The organism is Wolbachia endosymbiont (group A) of Lypha dubia (assembly GCF_964028575.1).
GTDB classification, from domain to species: Bacteria; Pseudomonadota; Alphaproteobacteria; order Rickettsiales; family Anaplasmataceae; genus Wolbachia; species Wolbachia pipientis.
This window is the reverse complement of record NZ_OZ034796.1, coordinates 1,440,641-1,452,931: the sequence shown is the minus strand read 5'-3', so window position 1 is coordinate 1,452,931 and position 12,291 is coordinate 1,440,641. Positions and strand designations below refer to the sequence as shown.

9 protein-coding genes and 1 pseudogene are annotated in these 12,291 nt (G+C 35.4%); all 10 read right to left on the bottom strand.

What is annotated here, in order from left to right:
- Nucleotides 1-20 precede the first annotated feature (20 nt).
- Nucleotides 21-185: pseudogene (locus tag ABWU72_RS07300) on the bottom strand (IS66 family transposase); the annotation flags it as partial.
- A gap of 308 nt (nt 186-493) precedes the next feature.
- Nucleotides 494-976, bottom strand: coding sequence for an IS630 family transposase (locus ABWU72_RS07295; protein ID WP_231115908.1), 483 nt, complete (start codon nt 974-976; stop codon nt 494-496).
- 28 nt (nt 977-1,004) lie between these two features.
- Nucleotides 1,005-1,352, bottom strand: coding sequence for an IS630 transposase-related protein (locus ABWU72_RS07290; protein WP_155968342.1), 348 nt, complete (start codon nt 1,350-1,352; stop codon nt 1,005-1,007).
- 375 nt (nt 1,353-1,727) lie between these two features.
- Nucleotides 1,728-2,717: a hypothetical protein gene (locus ABWU72_RS07285; RefSeq protein WP_353284013.1), complete on the bottom strand. Its 990-nt coding sequence runs from the start codon at nt 2,715-2,717 to the stop codon at nt 1,728-1,730.
- Between the two features lie 39 nt (nt 2,718-2,756).
- On the bottom strand, nt 2,757-4,544 hold the full coding sequence (locus ABWU72_RS07280; RefSeq protein ID WP_353284012.1) for a lipase family protein: 1,788 nt from the start codon (nt 4,542-4,544) through the stop codon (nt 2,757-2,759).
- 873 nt (nt 4,545-5,417) lie between these two features.
- Nucleotides 5,418-6,863, bottom strand: coding sequence for a hypothetical protein (locus ABWU72_RS07275; RefSeq protein WP_353284011.1), 1,446 nt, complete (start codon nt 6,861-6,863; stop codon nt 5,418-5,420).
- Between the two features lie 99 nt (nt 6,864-6,962).
- Complete coding sequence (locus tag ABWU72_RS07270; protein ID WP_353284010.1) at nt 6,963-7,547, bottom strand: hypothetical protein; 585 nt, start codon at nt 7,545-7,547, stop codon at nt 6,963-6,965.
- Nucleotides 7,548-7,653: 106 nt separating this feature from the next.
- Nucleotides 7,654-8,958, bottom strand: coding sequence for a group II intron reverse transcriptase/maturase (ltrA, locus tag ABWU72_RS07265; protein ID WP_017531706.1), 1,305 nt, complete (start codon nt 8,956-8,958; stop codon nt 7,654-7,656).
- A gap of 508 nt (nt 8,959-9,466) precedes the next feature.
- Nucleotides 9,467-10,858, bottom strand: a complete 1,392-nt coding sequence (locus ABWU72_RS07260) for a hypothetical protein (RefSeq protein WP_265031848.1) — start codon at nt 10,856-10,858, stop codon at nt 9,467-9,469.
- Nucleotides 10,859-11,131: 273 nt separating this feature from the next.
- Nucleotides 11,132-12,085 carry an Rpn family recombination-promoting nuclease/putative transposase gene (locus tag ABWU72_RS07255; protein ID WP_353284009.1) on the bottom strand — a complete coding sequence of 318 codons (954 nt, stop codon included), beginning with the start codon at nt 12,083-12,085 and terminating at the stop codon, nt 11,132-11,134.
- Between the last annotated feature and the right edge of the window lie 206 nt (nt 12,086-12,291).

Sequence of the window (12,291 nt, the reverse complement as noted above, 5' to 3'; positions counted from 1 at the left end):
TGTCCGTTCAGGAGAGTGGTTTAAGAAACGATAGATATAAGATTATGAAAAGGGTTAGGTTGCTTTGTTTCCATATTAAGTATAACGAAATTATCTGTTCAAGTTCCTCGCTGTGATTGTGTAAAATGTGAGTTTTTACGGTAGATGACATAATGCCTAATTTTCCGTTCAGCATTAGACTTGCTGGGAAGGAGGAGAAATGTTTATATAAAGAAAGATAGAGCAAGTAAAAGTGAGGTAAAATGACCATAATCTAAGGTAATGTTCAAAAAAGTGTGTCAAACCAAGAAATAGATTGATATAAAGAAAAGTTTGTGTACAATATTTAATAAATTAACTAATCCCAAGAAAAATACTTTTCACAGTCCTTGATCTCTGGGAATGGTTATTTTATTAAATTTTAGTAGAATATGCTGCTAAATTAAAGATAGCTCTAAGATAAAGTATTTATACAAGCTATTTGCATTGCTAACTTTATTTACTATAGTATTTTCTAAAATGAATGATAAATTTCCATTATGGTATTACCAACCAAAAGTTGTAAGTCTGTATATTTATGCATTAAAGGTCTGAGGCGGCTTTTGATGGTATTCCAACAATGCTCTATAGGGTTCAAATCTGGTGAATATGTTGGTAGATAGAGCAAACGGCATCTAGCATTATCTATTAACTCCTTTGTTTTGGGAGTTTTATGGAATGTGGCATTGTCCATAACTATTGTAGTACCATGTGGCAATTTAGGTAATAACATCTTCTCTAACCATGTATTGAATACCTCTTTGTCACACCCACCTTTGAAAGTCATTGGTGCAATAAATCTCTTTCCAATCCACCCGCCTATTATACTGATTCTCTCTCGTTTTCTTCCTGGAATATCTGCATAAATTTTCTTTCCTATTGGAGCACGTCCATACTCTCGGTATAACCTATTATCAACTCCTGCTTCATCTATATATAAGATGCTGGAATGGTCTATTTTTGAGATTTTATCGGTAAATCGCTGCCTATCTTCTTGATTGCGCTCTTGATATAGTGTAACTTTTTTTTAAAGTAATTCTTAGCTGTTTCAGCCTATACCAAATTGAATTTATTCCAAATCCAAGATTTTGTTTCATCTCTGCCAGCGTATGATCTGGATTCTTTTTAACATATTCTTCGAGTATTTTTGGGTCTATTTTTCGAATAAAGCTGCCGTTTTTCGATGGCCTTAGGCTTTCACCAGCGGCTTTCTTTCTTAACCAGCGGTACAGAGTTGCTATTCCTATCTCCAAAAGCTCTGCCACCTCAACCTTTGACTTCCCTTTTTCTATCATCGATACTGCCCTTTCCCTTAAATCCACACTATACGCCATTATAACTCAAATAGCTTATTATACCTTTATCATTTACTTTGGGAAGTACTATAGTTGCTCTGCTTGATCGGTAGAAGGAGCATATTTGTGCAATTCAATAGAAACATGCCTTTCTTCAGCATCACAAAATTTTTAATTATTGACTTTCCCCAAAAACGCAAAAAAGTAAGTATATTTGTGAGAATAATTTAAATAAAAGCGGCGTTGTGAAAATAAAAGCGTAAAATTGTTGCAACGAAGTTGGGCAAATTAGTTCGTACCTAAATGTGGCAAAAGTAGGCTAATATAGCTGGTTTTGCGATATAGTCAAACTATTATACAAGAAAGTTCAAACGGTACAAGTGGTGGGACGAGTATAATTTAAAACCTTAAAAACTATTTTTTAGCATCTGCAAGATCGATACCGTTTGTTTGATCAATTTCAACATTGCTAAGCGCTGTATTTGCTTCATACGAACAGTAACATCCTACTGCAAGAAAAGTTAATGCAGCTACAGCAAGTGAAATACACATTGCTAAATGAAACATTGTTAAACTTGCACCAACAGCAAATGCCACAGATAACAAAAAAGAAACAGAAGCATAGATTACTTGCTTTCTACTTTGAGCATTTACTGCTGAGAGTTTTTTGTTTTCATTACCCAGGCTGAGATCTTTTTCTTTGGCGAGCCGACTATTTTCTGATAAAAGTTGAATTTCTTTTTTAGTAAGACAATCAATACTTGCTTGTTTACTTAATGTCTCATGCTTTAGTTGTGAAACATTTTTCTTTGTACTATTCAGCTCTTTATTTTTACCTTCAAGTTGTTCCTGCAAACATTGGATTTGACTTTCCACCCTATTTTTGCTTTCAAGTTGTTCATGTAGATTTTTAACTTGACTCTCTAGTTCTTTACTTTTGGTTTCAGATTCCTGCAGCTTTGTCTTCAGGTCGTTATTTTCATTTTTGGGCTTTTTCAGCTTTAGCTCATTCTTTAGTTTGTTGTTTTCTTCAGTGAGCTGAGTTACTTCACCAGTTTTGTTAGTTAAGTCTCGCTTTGCACTATTCAGGTGCCCTTCTAGCTGTTTTGCTTGCTTTAGATCTTTTTCTAATTGTGAAATATTTTTCTTTGCAACATCTAGCTCTTTCTTCCCCTCTACGAGTTGTTTTTTTGTTTCCTCAAGTTCTTGAGCAAGTTGAATTACTTCACTAGTGTTGCCAACCAATTCTTGCTTTACACTATCCCGCTCCTGTTCCAACTGAGTTTGTGTGCTCTTAAATGTTTGAATTTCTGCATTCAAGGCTTTATTTTTATCATCCAGCTCTTTTTTGCTGTTTTCAAGGTTAGCTTCTTTGCTCTCAAATTCCCTAGTTATTTTAGCCAATTCTTGCTTTGCACTCTCTTGCTCTCGTTCTAACTGAGCTTATAATTGTGAAACCTTTTGATTTGCATCATCAATCTTTTGTTTTGCTTGTTCCAAATCTTCTTTTAATTTTAAAATATTTTCATTTGCATTATCCAGCCCTGTCTTGCTGTTTTCAAGGTTAACTTTTATGTTCTTATATTGCTCTTTAAGCTTACTGCTTTCTTCAGTAAATTTAGTTACTTGATTATTTAGCTTGCTAATCTTTTCCTCCTTCTCTGCAAGCTGAGCTCCTGTACTCTTAAGTTCTTTAGCTTTTGCATCCAAGCCTTGATTTAGCTTTTTCTTCTCCTGCGCAAACTGAGCTTGTGTATTTTTAAACTCTTCCAGCTTTTGGTTCGCATCATTCAGCTCTTGATCCTTGCTGTTAAGTTCCTCAGTTTTTTCATTCAAGCTTTGTTGTGTACTCTTTAGCGTTTCTTTTAGTTGACTCTTGTCTTGAGTCAATTGAGCTACTTTATCATTAAGCTCATCACACTCTTGTTCTTCTTGTTTCAATTTTTCTTCTAATTTTGGGGCATATTCAATCGGTATTTCAGAAAGCTTAATATCCTTATTTTCTTCCCTGACTTCTTCAAAGAATTTCTCGCCATCTATACATGTAAAGTTAAGTAGACAATTTATTAAGTGGTAAAATGGACTAAGCACGTAAGAAATATAAAAATACCTAGATGCATTGCTGTCTGATTTAAAATTTTCCTGCTTTACTTCCCGAATAAGTTTATAATAGGTATCAATTTTATGATAGTATGGCTCTAAATAATCTAGAACTTTATCCGTTTCTAGTTTTAATGGTTTACCTACATGTTTATAATGCGCACCAGCATTACCGTGTGGCAGACATGGTACTGGGTCTGATTGACAAGCTACTCTAATAGTCTTCTTTCCAAGACACTCACTGTAAACTTCAGCAGCATCATTGTAGAAAACTCTTGGGGAGCCAAAAGTTGCAACATTAATGTCTTTGGCTTCTTCTGTTTTATCAAGACATAAAGCAGCTATAGTAGCAAGAGCACCTCCCATGCTATGACCTGTAACATTAATTTTTAAACTTTTGATTCCTTCTAATCCTTTATCATTAGCATGCCCTTGTAATATCTTGTGTACGCTGGGCCAAGAGCGTTTGAATAAAGAGTAGAAACCAGAGTGGATATAATTATCTCCAGATAAAAATGATAACTTAGTCAAAGATGCACGAAGATCTTCCTTCAAATCATTCAAATCGCGAGTACCATGATAAGCTATAGTTACTTCCTTGTCTTTAATAAAAACATAACCAACATCTCGATTGTATGAATTGCTACCCGTCAAAGCATAGCCGACATTGTGTTGTTCTAATTTATAATCACTATCTGAGCAATATTTATCTTGAATGAGTTCATTGTCATAAAATTTTATTATTTGATAACCTGCTTCTTCAAACTGCCTTTTAGTTTCATATTCATCTTTCTTTAATTTCCTGTCCCCATCACCATAGGCAATTTTACTGAGAGTACACATTTCTAGTAATTTTTCTTTATCAAATTCTGCAATTTGTCCTGTTATCAGATCGGCAAGGTCAGAAGCATCATTTAACTCACTATTCTCAGAACGCTCTATGTTCTTCCATATTTTAATTAAACTAGAAATGTCTTGATTCAAAAGCGCGTCGAGATCATGTTCATCTCGAGCTTCTAATTCACTCTTAATTGGTCCGAGCTTTTCAATTAAGACCTCTTTTATTAAAGTATTGCTAATATTTACAAAATCATCGCTAATAGAATTTTGATTATCAATAACACCTGGCATATTTCTTACTTACTACAAGCTTAATTAACTTAGTATACCACTATGCAATTATTTAGTCAAATAAGTTATCAATTTAATAAGATTAACCATAAATCTTTTCGTCTTCAACGGTACAAGCAATATTTGTTCAGGAGCGTTTCTGGGAGGAATATTACAGTAACTAGCGTTAACAGCAATTCAATTATTTACTTTCTTCACAAAACACAAAAAAAGTACGTATATTTGTGAGAGTTTTTTACGTAAAAGGGGTGTTTCAAAAACAAAAACGTAAAATTATTACAACAAAGCTAAGCGAATTAGTTCGTATATAAATGTGGCAAAATAGGCTAATATAGCTGGTTTTACGGTATAGTAGAATTATTATATAGAAAAGTTCGCACAGAACAAGTGGTAGACCAACGCATTCCAAAGAAAAAACTTCTCACGTTCCTTGATTTTAACCACTGGAAATAGTTATTTTATTTAAATTTTTAGTAAAATATATTACTGAATTAACATTAATTCATTTGATATGAGAAAGAAAAATTGAGGTAAGTCTATAGTAAAAATAGATAGCTGTTCAAATTTTCAGCTTTTTGCATAAAGTACTAAAAACTAGACAAATTATATATTTAACCTATCTTAGCATTACGACTTTGCCTACGTGACCACTTTCTACCACGCTGCTAATAGGTATTAAATTAGGCAAATCTCTTGTCAGTAAATTTATTTGACCTGATAAGGCTGGCTTTAGCTTAAGAAGACATAAAATAAACCCTATTCTTCAAAGAATCTTATTTTTCTTCCTTCAACCTTACCTACACTCTACTGGACTTAATATGTATATTTCACTATAAGTACATCCAAACCCTGAGCACTTCCATTGATAAAAGATCATCTGTAAAACTGTCCTAAGTTATCTCTTACGTTAAGAACATCCCTAACTGATATTAGAGTATCTGGTCCTCGTGCACCGTTATTGAATACAGCATATGATAAAACCATTTGATCTCCATCAGTAATACGTTCGCATCCTCCACATTGTGTATATCGTTGTAATTGTCGATTCGCTTCTGCACTTTTTTGCCGTACCTGCCCTGCAGTTCCAGCAAATTTTAGCTCTATCCCAATTGGATGAGTATCATCTCTTTCCACAAATCTTGACAACACTAGATCTATTCTTCCACCTCTTTCTAATTGAAACTCAATAACTACTCTAGCAGGATTGCCAAGAGTATAAAATAACCCATGTAATACAGCTTGAAATTCAGCTTCACTTGTTACCAATCCTTGCCTTAATGGTTGTATAGCATTTTGCTCTAACAATGGAAACAACACATTAGAAATTTCCTGAAATAATTCCGTATGCCTATTGACATCTTGCCAGCCGGTATTCATCATTACACTTGCAGCTGCGTGTACCTGTCCAACACCACCTATTCGTGAAAGATTACCGTGGAAATGCCCACGATTTCTTGAATAATCATCAGGTGACTGAAATGGTGTTAAAATAACGTTTATTTGAGGATTATCATCAACCATTTCACACAATACTTCACGCACTCTAGCACCTTGCCAATGTGGACGTGATAAATCTAAGGCCATTACTGGAAACTGGTGACGCAACATTCGACGGATGTTAAGTACAACTAGTGAGTTAATACTTAGTGCAAACAAAACCATTGTCAGAGCGCGTTCTCGAACATTTACTCCTGAGGCCCCTTGTCTTACTGGATATAACATTCTATCGTCATTATGGTAATTGAATAGGTATTTTGTTACTCTTACCAAATTTCCCCCTATCCGAGCAGTACCTTTTTCAAATGCAATATTTGCAAACGCAAACCTAGATGTGTAGGAAAATGGATTAGAACCAGGTACTGCACGTGTGCAAGAGGCTGGATACAATAAATAATTTTCTACATCTCTTGCAACTTCTCCCTCAGTAGGATTAAGTAATCTTCTTACCAAAGAAGGTTCTTGCTCTAGAAAGTGTTCTGTACCAAGCTGCAGACGTTGAGCATTATGGTTAAAGTTTAGCCCTACACAAACAGCATTTCTTGACGAGGTATGAACAGATACAGATGAAATAGGACAGTTTCTAACATAACCCCTAGCTTGTTCCAATGCTTGTCCAGCGTGTTCTTGACCTGCTTTGAGTTCAATTATAATGGGAACTGAATTATTTAATTTTTCCTGACCACGCACAAGCAAAGTAATATCTGCATATCCTCTACCTATAAGTAATTCTAGGTAGATATCAGCCATAGCGCGGTACCTAAAATTTAATAAAAATCCGGATAAAAAACCATGATCGTCAGACTCGTTATCAAAATTCAATTCTTGGCGATATTCATCGTAGACATTGACGATGTATTGTAAAATTCTTCTAATGTCTCTTCTTACTTCTAGACTGTTATTATTTGCTAACCCATTTACTCAATCTAATAAGTTGCCTTGCTGCATGATTGGAACAATTTCTCTAAAATTATTGATGGGAGATGCATGATTTCCATCAAAATCCCTTCCTTGAGGAAACAATACACACTCTTCTCCCCGCTGAAATATTTTATACTCTTCCCAAGCCAGATCCTCCTGTAAGTGCTGTAACTGATTCTCTTCTACCCATAGCCTTTCTTCTTCACTGAATCTTGATCCAGGACTGTTCTCATTATCAGCAATAGTGTAGCATCTTACTATTCTTATGCCATCTTCATCTACGTCATTAGTTAGAACAGCAATTTTTAGATTTCCTTTCCCATTATTATAGTTATCAAAACGAAAGTAAATTCTTTCACCATTTGCAATACCAGGGTCAAAATCTATAATACCAGAATCAAATGCAGTAGCAAACATGCCGAAAAAGAATGCAGGAAAAAAACGACTCCTACCAACCGAGTGTAAAAAAGATGGACACTGGTCTAAAAAAAGTCCAACTTTTCTATTTAGCTCATCACAATCTCCATTTAACAAATCTTGAATTAATTCAGTATCTTCATCATCATTCCGTTTGGTAGAAGTCATAGTTTTAAATCCTCCTGATTAAGTTTTATCGCTATGACTCCCCCACCAGAACCGTGCTTGCAGCTTTCCCGCACACGGCTCCACAATGTAGTATTCACAGCATTTCCTATTTTGTATATAATGAGTAGCATATTCTTGGTTTTGGTAATGGATTAACTTGTAGATAGTGTATAAATTGCTTTGAATTCATACTCTTCTTCTGACTACGTCGGTTTATCCATTTATACGCTAGCTTGATTACCCGCCAGAAGAATTTATTCAACCACCGGTAATTTCCGCTAACTCCGAAGTAGTTATAGTGTCCTGTTAGTTTTGCTTTAAGTATTGACCACCAATCTTTAAGGTGAACTTTATTTCGGATCTTTTTCACCCATTCTTTGATTTCTTTAAGTTTTCTAGATAGATTTTCTTTCGAGGTTTTATGACCTACCATTACTCTACCTTTACGACTCCTTGTACCATAATGGGTGAATCCTAGAAAGTTGAAACTTTCCGTTTTTCGTTTCTCCCTTATTCCTTGTTGCCACTCCTTTTTGCCAAACTTTACTATTCTTGTTTTGTCTTCAGATATTTCCAGTCCAAATTTTCCTAGCCTTTGTTTCAGTGACTCTAAGAGTTCTCTAGCATCTTTTTCTCTTTCGCAGCAAATCAGGTGATCATCTGCATACCTAACTAGCTCCATATAACCTTTAGATCTTAGCTTGAATTTCTTTTCAAACCACAAATCCAGCACATAATGCAAGTATATATTAGCTAGTATAGGACTTACTATTCCCCCCTGAGGTGTGCCTAGTTCAGTTGCTTCATAATGTCCTGCTTCGACTACTCCTGCCTTAAGAAATCGTTTTACTAACCACAGTATGTTTGGGTCTGTTATCCGTTCTCTCAAGCATCTCATTAGCCATTTGTGCTGGACATTATCAAAGAATTTCTTGATATCAACTTCTACTACATAGTTAGTTGGTCTGTACATAACTGCTTTATTTAGTGCATTTACCGCTTGATGACAGCTTCTACCAGGACGAAAACCATATGAGTTATCCAGAAAGTTAGCTTCATAAATATTTTCTAATATCTTCTTCAGCATTATCTGGACTAACTTATCTTCTGTAGACGGTACTCCAAGCCCGCGTTTCTCTTTGCTTCCAGCTTTTGGTATATATACTCTTTTCACTGGTTGCGGTTGATATCGCTTTCTTTTCATACTATCCACCAGAGTGTTGAGCTTCTCTTCAAGATTTTCTCCATAAGCTTCTACTGTCACCTGGTCTATACCGCATGCTTTGTTATGCTTTAGCTCTTTATAACATTCAGCAAGATTCTCTGCGTTTATCAGATGAATTAACGATGTAAATTTCAATCGTTTATCTTGCCTGGCTCTTACTGCTATCTGATTTAGTTTTCTTTGCACGTTATTCCAACCTCCGTTGTATTGGCATAGCAATTCCTAAACCAGTCACTATATTGCTGACCGCTTCCCCTTGTATGTGGCTTTCCCACACTCTGAGTACTATCAATCAGTCCGACTTCCTTTATATCTTCCGTCAGTACTCGCCTTTGTTGACTTGTTCCAACGTACCTTAATAGGAATACAAAGGATCTCCCAAGTTTACGTAAACTCCATCTCAACACGTGATACGGCCTCAGATCCCGATAGAGTGAGTGATAACTTGCCCTATTGTTACCCTTCTTGCTGTCTTCCACTATATGCAACGTGTCGACCTCTATGACATCGAGAATTTCGGGACTCAATACCTTCACTTTCGTTGTACCCTGTGTTGTCCATTCCACTAGCTTTACTACGCTCGTTACCTTACGCAGCATAGTGGTTTGTTCCAGCCTGCTGGCTAGGCTTTGCCTGGGTTGGATTTTCACCAACTGGACTTTACGCACTTTGCTTGGCGCACGCATAAACACTCCTAATTATAACTACGACTAGACACACCACTAACACCAGCACTTTCTAACACGGTCTGTGGATCACTGAAACCACTACCTTCAGGAGACAAATGTGCAGACCTCCCTAGCTGAGAAAATAATCCCTCTGCTACCCTGCTATAGTCGATACCATCTTTCATACCTGACACATAAACCGTTTTTAGATCATTAGTGATACCATCTTTAAATAATTTTAAATCCTTATCTGAACAAAAATCTTTGACAAATTGCAAAATTTCCAGCACTTCATGCTTCTTTACAATTTTATTACTGCTATTATCACGTTGCCAATCAACAATTAACCCTGCAAGCACATCTGTTATCGGATCTATGTTCTTGGAAAATTTAACCACAGCTTTTTTATGCTCATCAAAAAGATCGCATTTCCAAAGATTCACAATAATCATTCTTGCCTTAATTTGAATATCTATCTCAGGATCCTCTAACATCGAATTTGAAAGCGAGGAAAGGAGAAACGCGTAACCACAATGTGAAAGTATTTTCTTCTCCTCAGACACTAAAACCTTTTCCTGAGATAAGTGCTTTATTACATCTTGAACTGTATCAACGAAACCACACTGTATTAATGTGCTAAGAGGCTGATACATAGCTCCTTTGCCTTTATCTGGTAACTCAAGTAGTAATTTATGCTTTATTGGATCAGTGATTATTTCATGCAGAAGAAAATCTAAAACGGTAGCAACATTATGGTTAGCTTGAATAGCAGATAAATTAGCAACAGCTTTAACCATCAGGTTATCAATCTTTTCCTTTCTTTCCTGATTTATACGACGATGGAAGTATTCTACTCCTTCACTCCATTTAAATTCCACAGCTTTATTAAAACCCTCTACCGCATTATCATGCTTTTTAAATTCTCCAGATTTTTTATCAATCCAAAAGCTAAGTACAGGATCTTCACTATTCATAGCATTTAACAATTCATTTCTAACATATTTGCGGTTGTTAGTTGCAGGCCTGCCATCATCATCTACTTCTTCAGAAGAGAAGCCACTTTTGTAAGACTCAAGTTGTTCCTGAAAAAGCTGAGGAATCTTATCTGTCACGCAGTACCTGCATGCCATATTATATCTACAAAGTGGATTATTTATTTCACCTATTTTTTCTTCAGTTAACATTCTTCCTAGAGTAGCAGTGTTTAACCTTGTACCTGACCAACAATTCTCATCACGAAATACGTTGTATAAGAATTGTAGTTCATCATCTTTAAGATATTCTACTTCTCCAGTATAGGTTTTTACCCATTTTTCGATAGCTAAACGCCTTCCGGCAGCAATATTAGAATCTGAATATTTAATGATATCCTGTAATTTCTTAAGTATTGTAGCATGGCGATCTGTCCATCTTGGCATTGTACCTCCTATATAAAAATATTTGCTGCATTATGCAAAAGTTAGAATCAAATAGCAACACTAAAATTATCAAGGACAAGAAAAATTTTATGAAAAACATTTTTTATATTTAAATATCATCTATTTTGCACTTAACTGATGCGTAGAATTGGTGAGAAAATCAAATAGGCCATAGCGAGAATAACAGAAGAGTTAGATGTAGGCTTTAATATATTAGACTAATGGATAAAGAAGTATAATAAGTTGAAAAGCGCTCTAAGGGAGCTACAGTACTTAAGCTTTTTCCTTGAGCTGTGAAATATCAGCTTGAGAAAGGCCTGTAGATTCAGCTATTAAGTCAACAGACACGCCAGCCTTAAGTAGGTTTTTGGCCACAGCTATTTTAGCTTGTTTTTCGCCCTCTTCCTTACCTTTTTCTGCACCAATTTTAATACCTTCCGCTTTACCTTTTTCATGGCCGATTTGGATGCCTCTTTCTTCTCCAACCCTAAGGCCCTCGTCAAATTTTTGAGCTAAAGCAGCTACCTCATCCATTATGCGTTTTTTCATTTGTTCATATGCTAGTAACTCTTCTTCTGACCAATTAAACTTATTCATCTCTTCATAAGCTCGTTTTATTATTACGTCACTACCAACTATCTTATCTAGATCCTCTTCCCTTGTTTCTCCTGCATAGCGAAAAAAGTAACACCATTTTTCTACTATATTTTCTAGTTGGTCTTCTTTTGTCTTTGTAAATTTTGGTAGTTCTATGAATACGAAGTAAAAATCCTTTAAGTCATGTTCAAAGCTATTTCGATCTAAAATGACATGATTAGATTTGTACTCAGCTTTATCTGGAAAAATAATACAATCAGCAACGGCTATGAAGATAATTTCCTTGAGATTATGATAATTATCACCTTGATCTGCTTGACTTGAGTAGGCTTTAGCAGCATAATACTGAGCACGCTTTTCGAAGCCTTTGGTCTTAGTGAACTGCATCTCTATAATGTATCTTGAACCTTGAGAGTCTTTACAAAGAACATCGACAATACTTTGCTTTTTAGCGGCAATCTCAGGGTCTAAAATGGTAGCTAAGAATTCAACATCGTGAATAGCAGCTAAGCCAGTAAAGCCTAAAATATCGTTCAAGAAATGAATGAGAATATCTTTGTTTTTCTCAGTGCCAAATATTCTTTTAAAGGCATAATCATTGCGTGCATCAAGAAACTTCGAAAGAGCCATGAGAAAGTAAGATAAAAAGCATTAATTATTATACACAATTGTGAGGAAATGTTCAATCTTTTTATTGTTTTAAATGTGTTGATGAAAAAACGTCTGTCAGAGATCATCTGAGAATTGCATTTAAGGCTTTAGATGAAAGAGGGGATATCATCTTTTTATAGTTGCCTTATAAAAGGCCTTAAAACCCCAGCAAATGAATTGATGAG